The sequence below is a fragment of the Actinomycetota bacterium genome, assembly GCA_035765775.1.
Taxonomy (GTDB): Bacteria; Actinomycetota; CADDZG01; order JAHWKV01; family JAOPZY01; genus DASTWV01.
Map to the genome: position 1 here is coordinate 26,779 of DASTWV010000026.1, position 16,850 is coordinate 43,628.

General features: G+C 69.1%; 15 protein-coding genes. 12 read left to right on the forward strand and 3 right to left on the reverse strand.

Going from position 1 to position 16,850, the window contains the following annotated elements:
- Positions 1–9: 9 nt before the first annotated feature.
- A complete protein-coding gene (locus VFW71_05275; GenBank protein ID HEU5002175.1) occupies positions 10–2,142 on the reverse strand; it encodes a hypothetical protein in 2,133 nt (710 codons plus the stop codon).
- Between the two features lie 605 nt (positions 2,143–2,747).
- On the opposite strand from VFW71_05275, the gene VFW71_05280 reads away from it, so the two are divergent.
- A complete protein-coding gene (locus tag VFW71_05280) occupies positions 2,748–2,954 on the forward strand; it encodes a HypC/HybG/HupF family hydrogenase formation chaperone (protein ID HEU5002176.1) in 207 nt (68 codons plus the stop codon).
- A gap of 79 nt (positions 2,955–3,033) precedes the next feature.
- Here VFW71_05280 and VFW71_05285 read toward each other — a convergent pair whose 3' ends face one another.
- Both VFW71_05285 and VFW71_05290 read right to left on the reverse strand, forming a co-directional pair.
- Entirely contained in the window at positions 3,034–3,687 is a 654-nt protein-coding gene (locus tag VFW71_05285; GenBank protein ID HEU5002177.1) for a response regulator transcription factor, read from the reverse strand.
- Entirely contained in the window at positions 3,684–5,384 is a 1,701-nt protein-coding gene (locus tag VFW71_05290) for a GAF domain-containing sensor histidine kinase (GenBank protein ID HEU5002178.1), read from the reverse strand. Before VFW71_05290 ends, VFW71_05285 begins: the two co-directional genes overlap by 4 nt.
- A 552-nt stretch (positions 5,385–5,936) precedes the next feature.
- On the opposite strand from VFW71_05290, the gene VFW71_05295 reads away from it, so the two are divergent.
- The 11 genes from VFW71_05295 (at position 5,937) to hypE (ending at position 16,809) form a co-directional block, all read left to right on the forward strand.
- Positions 5,937–7,016: a hydrogenase expression protein HypE gene (locus VFW71_05295; protein HEU5002179.1), complete on the forward strand. Its 1,080-nt coding sequence runs from the start codon at positions 5,937–5,939 to the stop codon at positions 7,014–7,016.
- Between the two features lie 43 nt (positions 7,017–7,059).
- Positions 7,060–8,829 (forward strand): nickel-dependent hydrogenase large subunit, encoded by a 1,770-nt coding sequence (locus tag VFW71_05300; protein ID HEU5002180.1) that lies wholly within the window; start codon positions 7,060–7,062, stop codon positions 8,827–8,829.
- 155 nt (positions 8,830–8,984) lie between these two features.
- Complete coding sequence (locus VFW71_05305; GenBank protein HEU5002181.1) at positions 8,985–9,920, forward strand: NifU family protein; 936 nt, start codon at positions 8,985–8,987, stop codon at positions 9,918–9,920.
- A gap of 17 nt (positions 9,921–9,937) precedes the next feature.
- Positions 9,938–10,723: a DUF5947 family protein gene (locus VFW71_05310; protein HEU5002182.1), complete on the forward strand. Its 786-nt coding sequence runs from the start codon at positions 9,938–9,940 to the stop codon at positions 10,721–10,723.
- 1 nt (position 10,724) lies between these two features.
- Positions 10,725–11,411 (forward strand): DUF6084 family protein, encoded by a 687-nt coding sequence (locus VFW71_05315; protein ID HEU5002183.1) that lies wholly within the window; start codon positions 10,725–10,727, stop codon positions 11,409–11,411.
- Entirely contained in the window at positions 11,404–12,948 is a 1,545-nt protein-coding gene (locus VFW71_05320; GenBank protein ID HEU5002184.1) for a hypothetical protein, read from the forward strand. Before VFW71_05315 ends, VFW71_05320 begins: the two co-directional genes overlap by 8 nt.
- On the forward strand, positions 12,945–13,496 hold the full coding sequence (locus VFW71_05325; GenBank protein ID HEU5002185.1) for a hydrogenase maturation protease: 552 nt from the start codon (positions 12,945–12,947) through the stop codon (positions 13,494–13,496). The genes VFW71_05320 and VFW71_05325 overlap by 4 nt, the downstream gene beginning before the upstream one ends.
- Before the next feature lie 227 nt (positions 13,497–13,723).
- The gene (locus tag VFW71_05330; GenBank protein HEU5002186.1) at positions 13,724–14,005 is read left to right on the forward strand and encodes a hypothetical protein; all 282 of its coding nucleotides are present in this window, start codon (positions 13,724–13,726) and stop codon (positions 14,003–14,005) included.
- 152 nt (positions 14,006–14,157) lie between these two features.
- Positions 14,158–14,427: a HypC/HybG/HupF family hydrogenase formation chaperone gene (locus tag VFW71_05335; protein HEU5002187.1), complete on the forward strand. Its 270-nt coding sequence runs from the start codon at positions 14,158–14,160 to the stop codon at positions 14,425–14,427.
- A 19-nt stretch (positions 14,428–14,446) separates the two neighbouring features.
- Entirely contained in the window at positions 14,447–15,574 is a 1,128-nt protein-coding gene (hypD, locus tag VFW71_05340; protein ID HEU5002188.1) for a hydrogenase formation protein HypD, read from the forward strand.
- The gene (gene hypE / locus VFW71_05345; GenBank protein HEU5002189.1) at positions 15,571–16,809 is read left to right on the forward strand and encodes a hydrogenase expression/formation protein HypE; all 1,239 of its coding nucleotides are present in this window, start codon (positions 15,571–15,573) and stop codon (positions 16,807–16,809) included. Before hypD ends, hypE begins: the two co-directional genes overlap by 4 nt.
- Positions 16,810–16,850: the final 41 nt, after the last annotated feature.

Sequence of the window (16,850 nt, forward strand, 5' to 3'; positions counted from 1 at the left end):
GGGCGCAGGCTACGAGGCGGACTTCGGCGTCGATCGCTTGGCTGCCCGCGGCTTGGCTGCCGTCTGGGCCTTGGGCTTCGTGGAGGCGGCCTTGGGCTTCGCGGAGGCGGCCTTGGGCTTAGCGGCCACTGGCTTCGCTGCGGGCTTGGCCGCCGACTGGGCGCGCGGGGCAGGCTGGGCCGCAGGCTTCCGGCTCCGGGTCGATTTGGCAGCCGGCTTGGCCGCCGAAGATGTGGCCACCGGCTTCGCTGCCGGCTTCGTGGCGCGCCCGGGCGGGCTCGAGCTCTTCGTCGCTGCCTTGGGCTTCGTTGCAGCCCGAGGCTTGGAGGCCGACGTCGCTCCCCGCTTGGGTTTGGCGGCCGCCGATGCAGCAGGCTTGGACGCCGCCTTGGGCTTCGCTGCCACCTTGGGCTTCGCTGCCACCTTGGGCTTCGCTGTTGCTGCAGTTTTCGACGTGGCCCTTCGGGTGGGCTTGGGCCCTGAGGTGACCTTCGGACTCGCCGCGGGCGCGGGGGCTGCAGCGGCCTTCGACCTGGGAGCGGACTTTTGCTGGCGCGCGGCAGAAGTCGCCGCCCCCGTCCGGGCGGCGGCCTTGGGCGCTCGCGGAGCCGCGGTTGGTGTTGCCTTAGACGTTGGCTTTGCCTTCGCTCTCGCTTTCGCCGTTCGCTTGGGCTGCTCCGGAGCGGGCTCGGGCTTTATGAGGTCCGGGGTAGGGCGGGGCGCCGCGGCGGCCGCCCGCTTGGCGGACCGCCCGGGGGCGCGGGCGGGCTTGTCGGCTGAGGCCGACGCGGGTTCGGCGGCCGGGTGGGCGGACGACCCGGCACGACTCCCGAGGACGCCGGGCATCCGCCGGCGCGGTCCTGGTGGCGGAGCCTCGGCCGGTTCGGGGACCACGGTCTCGATCTCGACCACGAGCTGGCCGTCCACCAGCTCGACGGTCTCGACGAGGATCTCGCCGTCCTCCATCTCCACCGCCTCGACCCCGAGGACCTCTACCTCGGGCTCGGCCACCACCTCGTCCACTTCCACCACCAATTCGCCGTCCACCAATTCGACGGTCTCAACAACGATCTCGCCGCCCTCGAGTTCCACCGCCTCCACCGCCAGGATTTCGACCTCCGGCTCGGTCACCGCCGAGGGTGGATCGGTGGCACCCAGGACACTCGGCATGCGGCGCCGGGGGCCGCGGCCGGGGGGCTCCGGCGGCTCGTCGTCGTCGTCTTCCGCCACCGTCACCGACACCTCGTCGATTTCCACCACCAACTGGCCGTCCACCAGTTCGACGGTCTCGACCACCACGTCGCCGTCATCAAGCTCCACGGCTTCCACGCTCAGCACCTCGATCTGGGGCTCGGCCGGGTCGGAGGCACCGGTTCCGCCGGCATCGCCTCCGCCGAGCACGCTGGGCATGCGCCGCCGGGGCGCTCGCCGGGGAGGCTCGGGCTCCGTTGGCTCTTCGGCGGCCTCCAGCACCACGGCGCCGGTCACGACCCCGACCGGGGTGATGTCCGCCAGCGAGACGCCGGCGTATAGGTCCACCGGTTCCGGGCCAGGTGCCGCGGCAGCCTCAGGCCGCGGGTCAGACGCGGGTAGGGACGCGGGTTCGGGGCCGCCGAATCCCAGGACGCTGGCCATCCGGCGCCGGCGCCCGGAGGCCTCAGACTGCGGCGCGGCTGCCGGTGCGCTGGCAGCAGGGGTCTCCGGCTCGGGTGCGGGTTCCTTGGATCCGAGCGAGCTGGCGCCGCGCCGGCGGCGAGCGGGGGCGGGTGGTGCCGGCTCGGGTTCGCTGGCAGCCGCGGCCCCAGCCTTGGCCCCGCCCAGGACGCTGGGCATGGTGTGGCGGCTGGCGGAGACTGGTTCGGGAGCAGGCCGGGAGGGAGTCGGCGGGGCTGCCTTCTCCTGCGGGCTCATGCCACCGAGGATGGCGCGCTGGATGATGACACTGATCACAGGCTGGGCTATGCGGAGGGCCGACGAAGCCACCTTGCGCACCTGCTCGTTCTGCGCCGCCTTGGCCACAAGGGCCTGCACCTCGGGCGACTGTGCCGCCTTGGCGACCACTCTTTGGGCGGCCTGCAGCCCCTCGCCCGACGCTCCAGCTTTGCCGGTGATCCGGTTCACCACATCGGCGAACGACGCCATCTACGACCTCCTCTCTCGGCGCAGCGACACCCTCAGGAAGTCCTACCCGCAGACGCGCACAGGCCCCTCGTCGCAAGGCCGAAGCGCCCAGCAGCGAGGGGCCCGTGCGAAGTGCGGAAGCTACATGTCCCGCAACTGCTTGTAGCGCTGGAAGTCGGGAACCGACTGCATCACCAGCATCGCGACCAGCAGCAACAGAGCTCCTCCAACGACACCTTTCATCTATCGCCTCCTCTCTCGTCCTACCCCGATTGCGAGCTTCCCCTCTGCGGCGAATGCAAACTGTGGATCCCCGGGCGGGCGGCGGAACGCAGGAACGGCGGGAGGGAGCATGCGCCCACCCGGTCGGCAGATCCTGCGAATCGGGTAGCGGCCACTTCCCCTCGCATCTCCCCTGCTCCAACGCTCCCGCGGTGGGCCACTAGTATCTTCCGGCCAGGTCTCGTTTGTCTATGGCCGGCTTTTTGTGGCCCGGCCTCAAGCGTCTACACTCGGAGCCTAGGCCAGGCCGACCAGAGGGAGGCATTGCAATGGCGACCCGTAGCGGCGACGTTCCTTCCGGGCGTGTATCCCTGCCCGTCATCGGCCCGCCCCCTCCCCGCCCGGTGGTGCCCGAGTGCTACGGCGACGTCTGCATCACCTGCTCGGACGAGGCGCTCCCCGTCACCATCGTCGAGCTGCTGGCCGACGAGCTCGCCCGGGTGGACACCGGCCAGAGCGTCGAGGTGGTCAGCGTGGCCCTGGTGGACGCCGGCGTGGGCGACGTGATCCTGGTCCACGCCAAAGAAGCAATCGCCGTCATCAGGGAGTAAGGCGCCCCAGACAAACCCGTAGGGCGCATGCCCGGCCGTCTCGCGTTCGGGGGTAGCCCGGGGCAGACTCCCCCGGATGTCAGGGGTTGAGCGGGCCCAACTCCCGGCGCAGGGCGGCTCGCACCATCTCTGCCTGCGAGTGCAGGCCGAGCTTCTTCATCAGGTTCGAGCGGTGGCTCTCCACCGTGCGGACGCTGATGAACAGACGCTCGGCGATCTGGGCGCTGGTGTAGCCCTGCCCCACCAACGTCAGCACCTCGCGTTCCCGCACCGTGAGGGCGGCATCGTCACTGGGCGCCTGGCCCTTGGCCCGGTGGGCATAGGCATCCACCGCGTGCTGGGAGAGCGGTGGGCTGAGGTAGCGCCTCCCCTGGCACACCTCGCGGATGCCGCGGATCAGCTCGCCGGCCTCCGACTGCTTCAGGACGTAGGCGCCGGCCCCGTTCTGCAAGGCGTCGAGGACATAGGCCTCATTGGCATACATGGACAGTACGACCACCCGGGTGTCGGCCCCCCGCCGGGTGAGCTCGCGGAGGGCGCTCAGGCCCCCGATCCCGGGCATCACGAGGTCCAGCACCAAGACGTCGGGCCGGAGCCTCTCCACCATCGGGCACACCTCGGAGCTGTTGCCGGTCTGGCCCACCACCTGGAAGTCGCCCTCGGCCTCGAGCATGGCGCGCAGGCCCTCCCGGACAACCGGGTGATCCTCGGCCAGGAGCACCGAGAGGCTCATCGGATGGCCCCCACGGTCTCCAGGGCCTCCATCGCCGCCCGCGCCCCCGAGGCCGACGCAGCCGGGTCGGGCGCGGCCAGCAGGCCACCCTGGACAGGCAGGCTGGCGACGACCCGCGTGCCCCGCCCGGGAGACGACTCGATTCGGAACTGGCCGCCCAGCAGCCGGGCCCGCTCCTGCATCCCACGCAGACCGCTGGTGGTGTGCGGGCGGACCGCGCCCGGCTCGAAGCCGATGCCGGAGTCCCGGACCTCGATGTACATCTCCTCGTCCTCGAACAGGCAGCGGACGTGCGCCGTCCCGCTGGCGGCGTGGCGCACCACGTTGTTCAACGCCTCCTGCACGATGCGGTAGGCCGCAGTCTCCACCTCCCAGGAGAAGCGCCGGTCCAGGCCATGGTGGTCCAGCGCCACGTGCAGGCCGGTCTGGGTGGAGAGCACGTGCTCGGTGAGCCACAGGAGTGCGGGGAGCAGCCCGAGGTCGTCCAGCATGGCGGGGCGTAGCGACAGCGAGAAGTCGTGGACCCGGGACACCAGTTCCCCCATCCCGGCCCGCGCTTCCCCGAGGGCGGCCCGGAGATCGGCCGGTGCGCGGTGCTCCAGGCTGGCGAGGCTCAGGGCCAGACCGGTCAAGGCCTGGCCGATCTCGTCGTGCAGCTCCCGGGCAATGCGCCGGCGTTCGGCCTCCTGGGCGGCGACCACCACCCGGGAATGGGCGTCGAGCTCCTCGCGCAGCTCCCGCTCCCGGTCGCCGGCCCGGCGCAGGGCGTCCTGCACCTTCTTGGCGACGATGGCCTCGGCCAGGACGTTGGCGATGGCCTGCAGGAAATGGACGTCGTCCCGGCTGAAGCGCCGGTGCCGGGCGGTGTGGGTGCACAGCACCCCCCACGGCCGGCCCTTGCCGCGGACGATGACGCTCATCCCACTGGCTACCGACCGCTTGACCCACGGGGGCCCGGCGAAGCGGGTCTCGGAGTCGAAGTCCTCCACCACCACCGGCATGTCGGACACCAGGGTGTAGGCGGCCTGGGATGTGAGCCGGAGGTCGATGCCCGGCGACCCGGACTGCTCCTCCCAGCCGACGCCGGCCCGCACGGTGAAGCTCTTGCCGTCCCCCGCGAGCTCCAGGACGCGGGCGAACTCGACCTCCAGCACCCGGGTGATCACGTTGACCGCGGCATCCATGAGGTCGGGCAGCTCGGCGCCCGCCAGGGCCTGCTGGCCGAGGTCGGCCACCGCGGCCTGCTGGAGGGTCCGGGTCTTCAGCTGGCGCTCCGCCCGCTCCTGCTCGGAGCGGTCGGAGAAGATCCCGATGCTCGCCAGCCGGCCAGCGACCTCGATGGTGCCGGCCGCCGCCTCGACGTAGACCCGCTGGCCGCCCTTATGGACCAGCGTCCACTCGAACTCGTGCATGAGCTGGAACTCGAACGGCGGCACCTCGATGCCAGCGCCTTTGTGATCACCGTTCAGGGTGAGATCGCCGCCCCGCGCAACCGGTGGGGGCACTGCGGCGGCCATGCCGGCCAGATGCGCCGGGCGCCGCACGCCCAGCTCCTCCGGGGTGTAGCCAATCATCTGGCTGAACAGCGGGCTGACGTAGATCGGGATCTCGTCGTCCCAGACGACGACGGCGACGCCCAGGTCGCTTAGGACTTTGGGGAGGTTCCCGAGCCAGGAAGGGGTGGCGTCGCCAATCACAGCGGGAAGCTCCGGTGATTGATCCCGCGCGGGCAGGCGGGCTTCCCGATCGATCACCGCCCGTGCCATCGCTTCGTTCGCCCTTCCGCCCGCGCCAGGCCTTCCCGTCGCTCCGGGCGCTGCCCTCTTCGTACTCCTCGCGTGGCTCCCCGTCAAGCGATGCTTGGCTGAGTTGGCGAGATGCACCGAGACGCATGACCAGCGACGGTTTCCTCTCCTTTGCGAGCGGGAATGGACCAACCGACCTGAACGCACTGTAAACGGTCGTGTTCCCTGCGTAGAGATACGGAGACAGATTCAGTAAAGACACGGATAGATCCGGCCACGGGTGGGTTAGAGAATCATCGCGTCGCCCTTTCGCGGGGTGCTTTGCCGTATAGCTCCGAACGGCAACCGCGGCCGGGTGCGGGGTGCATCGCTTGCGAGCCGACGGGGAGGGGGACAGAGTCAGGAAGGCGGGGTTTGTCGAGGAGTTGATCCTCAGATCGCTTCAAGCTCGATCGGGGGCCTGATCCCCACCAGGGGGGTGGCTCCCAGAAGGAGGTGAAGTGGATGGCAGCAGCGGCAAGGCGTGGCAGGGCAGCCCCACCGGCTGAGGCAGAAGCGCCCGTCGTACACATCCTCTGGATGAACGGGGGGCTCTCCTGCGACGGTGACTCGGTGGCGCTCACCGCAGCGACACAGCCGAGCATCGAGGAGATCGTTCTAGGTGCACTCCCCGGGCTTCCCCAGCTGGCAGTGCACTGGCCGCTGATCGATTTCGAGTGTGGACCCCAGGAAGGGGCCGACACATTCATCGAGTGGTTCTACAAGGCGGAGCGTGGCGAGATCGACCCCTTCGTGCTCGTGGTGGAGGGCTCCATCCCCAACGAGGCCATCAAGTCCGAGGGCTACTGGTGCGGGTTCGGCAACAACTTCGAGACCGGCCAGCCCATGACCACCAGCGAATGGCTGGACCGCCTGGCTCCCAAGGCCCTCGCCATCGTGGCGGTCGGCACCTGCGCCACCTACGGCGGCATGCACGCCATGGCCGGCAACCCCACGGGCGCCATGGGCGTCCCCGACTACCTGGGCTGGGGCTGGCGCTCCAAGGCGGGCCTTCCCGTCGTCTGCATCCCGGGTTGCCCGGCGCACGGCGACAACATGTCCGAAACATTCCTGTACCTGCTGTACATGGCCACCGGCCAGGCCCCCATCATCCCGCTGGACGAAGCCCTTCGTCCCCGCTGGCTGTTCGGCGCCACCGTGCACGAGGGCTGCGACCGTGCCGGCTACTACGAGCAGGGTGACTTCGCCACCGAGTACGGCTCACCGAAGTGCCTGGTGAAACTGGGCTGCTGGGGCCCGGTGGTCAAGTGCAACGTCCCGAAGCGGGGCTGGATCAACGGCGTGGGCGGCTGCCCGAACGTCGGCGGCATCTGCATCGGGTGCACCATGCCGGGCTTCCCCGACAAGTTCATGCCGTTCATGGACGAGCCCCCGGGCGCCAAGGTGTCCACCGCGGCCAGTGGGGCCTACGGCGCAGTCATCCGTGGGCTGCGCAGCTTCACCATGAAGACCACCGACACCGAGCCGTCGTGGCGCAAGCCGGGTCCCGACCTGCTCACCGGCGCAACCAAGACCTGGTCGTAGGGCCACCTACACGCACCGACAGCTACGAAGGGAGGCTCCAAGCATGGCAAAAGGCGATGTCGTCGAGATGGTGTGGGACCCAGTAACCCGGATCGTGGGGAGCCTGGGCATCTACACCAAGATCGACTTCTCCCAAGGCAAGGTGCTGGAGTGCTACAGCACTTCATCCATCTTCCGTGGCTACAGCATCTTCATGAAGGGCAAGGACCCTCGGGACGCCCACTTCATCACCAGCCGCATCTGCGGCATCTGTGGTGACAACCACTGCGCGGTGTCCTGCTACAACCAGCAGATGGCCTACGGGATCCACCCCCCGGCCATGGGCGAGTGGATCGTCAACCTGGGCGAGGCCGCGGAGTACATGTTCGACCACAACATCTTCCAGGAGAACCTGGTGGGTGTGGACTACTGCGAGAAGATGGTCGCCGAGACCAACCCCGGCGTCCTGGAGTTGGCCAACAAGACCGAGTCCCCCCACGCCGCCGAGCACGGCTACCGCACCATCGGCGACATCATGCGGTCCCTGAACCCGCTCTCGGGCGAGTTCTACCGGGAGGCCCTGCACGTCAGCCGGTACACCCGGGAGATGTTCTGCCTCATGGAAGGGCGCCACGTCCACCCCTCCACCCTGTACCCCGGAGGCGTCGGCACCGTCCCGACCATCCAGCTGTTCATGGACTACCTCACCCGCCTCATGCGCTACCTCGAGTTCATGAAGAAGGTCGTGCCAATCCACGACGACCTCTTCGACTTCTTCTACGAGGCGATCCCGGGCTACGAGGAAGTCGGCCGGCGGCGCGTGCTGCTGGGCTGCTGGGGCTCCCTCCAGGACCCGAACGTCTGTGACTTCAAGTACGAGAACATGTCCACCTGGGGCGACGCGTGCTTCGTCACCCCCGGCGTCGTGGTCGACGGCAAGCTCGTCACCCACGACCTCGTGAAGATCAACCTGGGCCTGCGCATCCTCCTCGGCTCCTCGTACTACGAGGATTGGGAAGGCAAGGAGGTCTTCGTCAAGAACGACCCCCTGGGCAACCCGGTGGACGTCCGTCACCCGTGGAACCAGCACACCATCCCGAGGCCGCAGAAGCGCGACTTCACCGACAAGTACAGCTGGACCATGTCGCCCCGCTGGTTCGACGGCAAGGACTACCTCGCCCTCGACACCGGTGGTGGCCCCCTGGCCCGCCTGTGGCCGACCGCCCTCGCCGGGCTGGTCAACACGCCCTACGTCAAGTCGACCGGGCACAGCATCACCATCGACTTCCCGAAGACCGCGACCAAGGGCCCGGCCCACTTCGAGTGGGTCATCCCCGAGTGGTCCAACGCCCTCGAGCGCAACCGGGCTCGGACCTACTTCCAGGCCTACTCTGCCGGCCTGGCGCTGTACTTCGTTGAGGAAGCCCTGAAGGAGCTCCGGGCTGGTCACACCCAGACCTGGACCCCGTTCAAGGTGCCGGACGAGGCCATCTCCTGCGGGTTCACCGAGGCGGTCCGGGGCGTGCTCTCCCACCACATGGTCATCCGGGGCGGGAAGATCGCCAACTACCACCCGTACCCCCCGACCCCGTGGAACGGCAGCGTCCGTGACATCTACGGGACCCCGGGACCCTACGAGGACGCGGTGCAGAACACCCCGATCTTCGAGGAGAACGAGCCCGAGAACTTCAAGGGCATCGACATCATGCGGGCCGTCCGTTCCTTCGACCCCTGCCTGCCGTGCGGGGTGCACATGTACCTCGGCGGGGGCGCGGGCAAAGGCAAGGTCGTCCGCCGGATGCACTCGCCTACCGTCCTGCCCCTGGAGCGCTAGGAGCGTCAGGTCAAACGACGAGAGCGGTAAGCTCGACGCACTTCCGAAGCAGCCGGGGGGGCCAACTGGCTCCCCCGGCCCGGCTTCGGGCCACGCGTCGGGTGTACGGGTGAGAGCTACAGGCAGGGAACCCAGCGAACACAAGAGGGAGTGCGATGGCCTCGGGTCAAGGTAACGGTCACAGCAACGTTCGCCAGGTTGGGGACCGCATCGAAGTGCTGCTGGGCGAGCTCCGCTCGTCGGCGTCGCCCGAGGTCTCTACCAAGGTCGAGGAGGTCGTCGGCCTCCTTGTCGAGCTCTACGGGGCCGGGCTGGAGCGGATCCTCGAGGTCGTAAACGAGGACCAGGATGTGGCCACCCCGCTGCTGAAGCGCTTCACCGACGACAAGTTCATCGAGAGCCTCCTGGTGCTGCACGGCATCCACCCGGTGGACGTCGACACCCGGATCGAAACGGCCCTCGACCAGGCCCGGCCCTACCTCGGGTCGCACGCCGGCGGCGTCCAGTACCTGGGCGTCGACGAGCAGGGGGTCGCCCACCTGAAGCTCGAAGGAAGCTGCCACGGCTGCCCGTCTTCGACGGTCACGGTGAAGCTGACGCTCGAGCAAGCCATCGCCGAGGCCGCTCCGGAAGTGCTCCGGGTGGAGGTCGAGGGCGTGGCCGAGGCCCCTACCGGGCCGAGCCAAAATTTGCTGCAGATCCAGACCCGCCCGGGCGGCCCCGTCGATGCCACCGCCGCCGACGCGGCCAGCGCCTGGCTTCCCATCGACGCCGTCGGGCTGCTGCCCGGCGAGAAACGGGTGCAGGTGGTGGAGGGCATGGAGGTCTTCATCTGCTCGGCGGTGGGCAACCTCTACGCCTACCGCAACGCGTGCGCCTCGTGCGGCGCGTCGCTGAAGGACGCCGCCCTGCTGGATGAAGCCTTGCGCTGCTCACGCTGCGGCACGCTCTACAACGTGCGCCTCGCCGGGCGCAGCGTGCACTCCTCAGACAGCTCGGTGGTCCACCTCGACCCGCTGCCGCTCCTGCAGGACCAGCACGAGTGGAAGGTCGCCATCCCGCCGGGCGCCCGCTCGGTGGTCCGCTCCTGAGGGCCCCGGCGGAGAACATGGGCCAGAGCAACGGCAACGCCGGTCCGGCACCGGCTGCCCCCAGCGGGCTGCGCCGGTTCGTCAAGGGCCTCCCTCCGGCGGGCGCCTCCGAGGAGCTGCTGTCCCGGTTCGAGGAGTCCCGCCGCCCGCGCCCCAAGCCGGGAGAGGCATGCGAGATGTGCGCCGCCCCGATCCCCGAGGAGCACGGCCACGTCGTCCACATCGAGAACCGGGAGTTGATGTGCGTCTGCCGCCCGTGCTACCTGCTCTTCGCCAAGGACGGCTCGGGCCAGGGCAAGTACCGCCAGGTCCCCGACCGGTACCTGTTCGATCCGTACTTCGTACTCGACGACGCCCAGTGGGAGGACATCCAGATCCCGGTGTCGATGGCCTTCTTCTTCAACAACTCCACGCTCGACCGCTTCGTGGCCTTCTACCCCAGCCCCGCCGGGGCGACCGAGTCGCTGCTCGACCTGGAAGCCTGGGGCAAGGTCATGGAGGCCAACTCCTCCTTCGAAGGGATCCTGCCCGACGTGGAGGCGCTGCTGCTGCGCAAGGAGGACGACACCTTCGCCGGCTACCTCGTCCCGATCGACAAGGCCTACGAGCTGACCGCCATCGTGCGCATGCACTGGAAGGGCTTCAGCGGCGGCGAGGAGGTCTGGGACGCCATGAACCGATTCTTCGAGGATCTGCGCGGCCGGAGCGCGGTCGTCGGCTGGGGGCCACGCGGGCCACGGCCGGCCGCGGCGGCGGATCCGGCACCGCAGGACGCGGCCCCCGACCACTCTGAGGGCGGGTGAGATGAGTGAACTCGTCTTCGACCTCCTGGGTGTGGAACCAGAGCCATACGCCGCGTCCCCGACGCTCAACTTCGGCCTGCGCATCTCGGAGACCACCGGCATACGGATCCATGCCATCCTCCTGCGCATCCAGATCCGCATCGAGCCGAAGCGGCGCCGCTACTCGCCCGCCGAGGCGGAGCGGCTGCTCGACCTCTTCGGCGAGACCAAACGCTGGGGCGACACGGTGAAGCCGATGCAGTTCGCCTTCGCCGACGCTGCCATCCCCGGTTTTGACGGGTCGATCGAAGTGGACGTCGCGGTCCCCTGCACCTACGACTTCGAGGTGGCCAGCGCCAAGTACTTCCACGCCCTCGACGAGGGCGAGATCCCCCTGCTGATGCTGTTCTCCGGGACGGTGTTCACCAAGGGTGAAGGTGGGTTCGCCGTCGAGCAGGTGCCCTGGCACAAAGAGATCAGCTTCGGGGTGCCGGTGGCCACCTGGGACAAGCTGATGGACCTCTACTTCCCCGGACAGGCCTGGGTGCGCATGCAACGCGAGACCCTGGACGGCCTGCAGCGCTTCAAATCCCACCGGGGCCTCACCGGCTGGGACGAGACCCTGACGGTCCTGCTGGAGGCGGCTGGGGACAGCGGGGCGGGAGCGCCAGGGAAAGCGGAGCCGGAGAGGCCGGTCGTCCATGAGTGACGACGGGGAAGGCCCCGACATCTTCGCCCTGGCGAAGAAGATGGCCGACGCCATCCTCTATGAGGGCTACGTGCTGTATCCCTACCGGGCCTCGGCAGCCAAGAACCAGGTCCGCTGGCAGTTCGGCGTCCTGGCACCGAATGCCTGGAGCCAGTCCGGCGGGCCCGAGCCGTGGGAGCAGCAGGTCCAGCTCCTGGCCGAGCCGGAGGACGGTGCCGTCCTGCAGCTGCGCCTCCGGTTCCTCCAGGTGCAGGCCAAGCGGGTTGAGGAGCGCCGGGGGGACGGCAGCTTCTCGCCGGTGGAGACCCTGACGGTGGGCGGGACCCAGCACATCACCTGGGAAGAGGCCGTCGAGCACCAGCTGGACTACCGCTTCCCCATCGCCGACCTGGCCGCCGACGAGGCCACCATCGCACTGAAGATCGCCGGGGGCGAGGACGCACCCGAGTCGGTCAGCGATGCCGAGGGTGGCGTGGCTGGGCGCATCCTGCGCCGTCGCCAGCAGCTCCAAGGCCTGCTGCGGGTGTCGGCCGAACCGCTGCCCGGGCCCTTCGGCGCCTACCGGCTGAGGCTGCGGATCGAGAACCTCACCCCCTACGACGGTTCGCCCGACGACCGGAGGGCGGCGATGAGCTACTCGTTCATTGCCTGCCACACCCTGTGGGCGCTCACCCCCGCCCGCCACGGCCGCTTCATCTCCCTGCTGGAGCCCCCGGCGTGGGCGAAGGCGGAGGCCCAGGCGTGCGAGAACCTGCACGCCTTCCCGGTGCTGATCGGCGACCGGCAGGCCCGCGACGTCATGTTCGCCTCGCCCATCATCCTGTACGACTGGCCCCAGATCGCCCCGGAGAGCCCGGGCGACCTGTTCGACGGCACCGAGGTGGACGAGTTGCTGAGCCTCAACATCATGACGATGACCGACGAGGAGAAGAAGGAGGCCCGGGCCACCGACCCCCGCGCCAAGGCGATCATCGACCGGGTGGACGCCATGCCGCAGGAGCTGCTCGACCGCCTGCACGGCGCGGTGCGCTACCTGCGCGACGTGACCGGCGAGCTGGACGACATCCCCGAGTTCGGCACCGGTGCCGACGGGCTCCCGGTGTACGGCGAGGAGCGCCCCATGTCTGGGCGCTCCGCCCCCGGCTCCGCGGTCTTCGGACGCGAGTTCGACGACCGGCGGCCCGCCGGCTACCAGAACGCCACGGCGCCGGCCCCCGATCCGGCCCAGCCCTGGTGGGAGCAGGAGGCCAACTTCAAGCCCGACACCGACACCGCCGTCATCAACGGCGTACCGGTGGCGGCCGGGGGCAAGGTGATCCTGCGCCCGGGGACCCGGCGCGCCGACGCCCAGGACATGTTCCTCGCCGGCAAGGTGGCCGACGTCCAGGCGGTGTTCTACGACCTGGAGAACAAGCAGTTCCTGGCGGTGACCCTGGAAGAGGACCCCAACGCCGACCTGCAGGTGGAGAATGGGCGCTTCCTGTACTTCGCCGCCGACGAAGTCGAGCCGGTCGTGTCCGGGGAAGTCCCGGCATGACCGACGCCCCGCGGATCCTGGTCGCCGGCGTCGGCAACATTTTCCTCTCCGACGACGCCTTCGGCTGCGAGGTCATCCGCCGGCTGGGCGAGCACCCGCTCCCCGAGGGGGTCACCGTGGCCGACTTCGGCATCAAGGGGGTGCACCTTGCCTACGAGCTGCTGGAGGGCTACGACGCCGTGGTCATCGTCGACGCCGCCCCGTGCGGCGGCCAGCCGGGCGACCTCTACCTGATCGAGCCGCAGCTCGACGAGGTCGAGGAATCGCCGCTCGTACAGGCGGCCGCCGAGGGCGAGTCCGCCCTGGTGGATGCCCACGGGCTGGAGCCCGACGCCATCTTCGGCATGCTGAAGGCCCTCGGCGGGAGCGTGCGCCGGGCACTGGTCGTCGGCTGCGAGCCGGAGACCGTCGAGGACGGCATGGGGCTCACCCCGGTGGTGGAGGCGGCGGTGGAGCCCACCGTTGCCCGGCTGATTGACATCGTGGGGCGCCTGCACGTCGAGCAGGACGTGGCGCTCACCACGCTCGCCCGGAAGAACCCTTCCTGAAAGACCGCTTCCTGAAGAACCCTAGCCAACGAGAGGAGGAGAACCCATGTTCAAGCTTGTGAAGGCCGCTGTGCTCGCCGGGGCTGCCGCCCTGCTCGTCACGTCGCTCCCGGACATCAAGCGCTACCTGGAACTCAAGAACATGTAACGAAGCTGCAGGTGCAGCCCTCGTCAGACAAAGAGCTGGGCAGACCACGGACCGAGACCGAACAGGAGGGGTAGAAGCTATGGAAGCGCTCGTCGGCTTCGCAATCGGCTACTGGACCGGAACCCGCGACGGGCGGGAGGGCCTGCAGAAGGCCCTGAACGCCCTGGACGCCATCACCAAGTCCGAGCAGTTCAAGTCGCTGGTGAATTCAGGCCTCTCGGTCGGCGGCAACCTCCTGGCGAAGGGCATGCAGAACGCCAACGCCGGCGGCGTGGCCTCCACCGTCAGCCGGGGCGTCGTCGGCGTCGTCGCCCAGCGGGCGGGCAAGGCCCTGGTCGGCGGGCTGCGCCGGGCAGCGTAGGGACGCACGCAGGAGCAGCAACATCGGTCGATTCTCTCCCCGGTCGGTGGGTACGCCAGCCCACTAGGGAAGAGCAGGAGGAGCAGAATGAGCAGCGATCGCCTGCACGCCTGGGTTGATCGCCCGGAGATGGTGGGGAGGAGGGGGACCGTATGTGCCTTGGGATTCCCGGTGAGGTGATCGAGCTCCTGGACCGCAACGACCTGGCGAAAGTGGATGTCAGCGGCGTGCGGCGGAGCATCAACATCGGTCTCCTCGAGAACGAGAACGTGCAGCCCGGCGACTGGGTGCTGATCCACGTCGGCTTCGCTCTGTCCAAAATCGACGAGGACGAGGCGGCCGCCGCGCTCGCCTTCCTCGAGGGCGTTGGCCAGTCCTACACCGACGAGCTCGACGCCCTGGCCCAATCCAGCATCGATTAGACGAAGGGGGTGATGGGCAGTGAGATTTGTTGACGAGTTCCGTGACGCAGAGAAGGCCCAGGCCCTCTCGGCCCAGATCGCCAGCCTGTGCGAGCCGGGCCGCCACTACAGCTTCATGGAGGTATGCGGGGGCCACACGCACACCATCTACAAGCACGGCCTCGAGGACTACCTCCCCGAGAGCATCTCGCTGGTCCACGGCCCGGGCTGCCCGGTGTGCGTGATCCCCATGGGGCGCCTGGACGACGCCATCTACATCGCCGAGCAGCCCGACGTGATCATGACCTCCTTTGGCGACATGATGCGGGTGCCGGGTGGCAAGGGCTCCTTCTTCGACGCCAAGGCCAAGGGGGCCGACATCCGGATGGTGTACTCGCCCCTGGACTCGTTGAAGATCGCCCGGGACAACCCGAACAAGAAGGTGGTCTTCATGGCCATCGGCTTCGAGACCACGGCGCCCTCCACCGCCATGACGGTGCTGCGGGCGAAGGCGGATGGCCTGGAGAATTTCTCGATCTTCTGCAACCACGTCACGATCATCCCGGCGATCAAGGCGATCCTCGACTCGCCCGACATGCGCCTCGACGGCTTCCTCGGGCCGGGCCACGTCTCGACCGTGATCGGCTGCAAGCCCTACGAGTTCATTGCCCGGGACCACAACAAGCCCCTGGTGTGCGCCGGCTTCGAGCCGCTCGACATCCTCGCCTCGGTCTACCAGCTGATGGTCCAGGTCAAAGAGGGCCGCTCCGTGGTGGAGAACCAGTACACCCGGGTGGTCCCCTGGGAAGGCAACCTCAAGGCCCTGCAGGTCATCAACGAGGTCATGGAGCTGCGCCCCTACTTCGAATGGCGGGGCCTGGGCTTCATCTCGCACTCGGCGCTCAAGGTGCGGGACGCCTACAAGCAGTTCGATGCCGAAGAGATCTTCCACATCCCGGGTATCCGGGTGGCTGACCCCAAGGCCTGCCAGTGCGGCGAGGTCCTGAAGGGCGTCATCAAGCCCTGGGAATGCAAGGTCTTCGGGACCGCCTGCACCCCGGAGACGCCCATCGGCACCTGCATGGTGTCCCCTGAGGGCGCCTGTGCCGCCTACTACAACTTCGGGCGGTTCACCCGGGAGCGGGTCAAGGAGGCGACACGGAGGTGACGCCGGACGCGCCGAGCGGCGCATCCGGGCTGTCCGCCCAGGACATGCTCCCGGGCGGCGGCGAGGGCTCCGAGCGCTCGGCGGACTGGGCCGAGGCAGCGGTCGCCGAGGCGGCTGCCCCCGAGGACCACGAGCTGGCGCAGTACGAGCTGGGGGCCAAGACGCTCACCCAGGAGGAGCAGGTGCTCCAGCGGATCGACCGCGCCCGCCGCCGGAAGGCCCGCCTGAAGGAGGAGCGCGTCACCCTGGCGCACGGCGCCGGCGGGAAGGCCACGCACACCCTGATCGACGCCCTCTTCCTGGAGGCGTTCCGCAACCCCATCCTGGAGGCGATGGAGGACCAGGCGACGCTGACGGTCAATGGCACCCGCCTGGCCTTCACCACCGACTCCTTCGTGGTCCACCCGCTGTTCTTCCCGGGCGGCAACATCGGCGACCTGGCGGTGAACGGCACCGTCAACGACCTGGCGGTGTCGGGGGCGCGGCCCCTGGCGCTGTCGGCCGGCTTCATCCTGGAGGAGGGCTTCCCGGTGGCCGACCTCCAGCTCATCGCCTCCTCGATGGCGGCCGCGGCCGCCGCCGCCGGGGTGCAGATCGTCACCGGGGACACCAAGGTGGTGCAGAAGGGCCTGGCCGACGGGTGCTACATCAACACCTCCGGCATCGGGGTCATCGAGCGGGACGTCTCCCTGGGCGCCGCCAACGTCCGGCCGGGCGACGCGGTGCTGGTCTCCGGCCCGATCGGCGACCACGGCATCACCATCATGCTGGCCCGGGGCGAGCTGGACATCGAGTCCGACATCACCTCGGACACCGCCGCGCTCCACGACCTCATCAACACGCTGCTCGATGCCACTTCCGGCGTGCGCTGCATGCGGGATGCCACCCGGGGTGGCGTCGCCACCATCTTGAACGAGGTGGCCCGGGCGTCCAACGTGGCGGTGGTGGTGGACGAGCGGGCGGTGCCCACCCGGGCCGAGGTCCGGGGGGCGAGCGAGATCCTGGGCATCGACCCCCTCTACGTGGCCTGCGAGGGCCGTCTGGTGATCATCGTGGACGGGGCCGAGGCGGACGCCGCCCTGGCGGCGCTGCGCTCCCACCCCCTGGGCGAGGGCTCGGCCATCATCGGCACCGTGAAGGACGACCCTCCCACGCTCGTGCTGCTCAAGACCGAGTTCGGCGGTACCCGGATCGTCGACATGCTCATCGGCGACCCCCTGCCTCGCATCTGCTGACCAGCTCCGCCACAGCCGTTGCCCAGCGGGCGCCGGTAGGA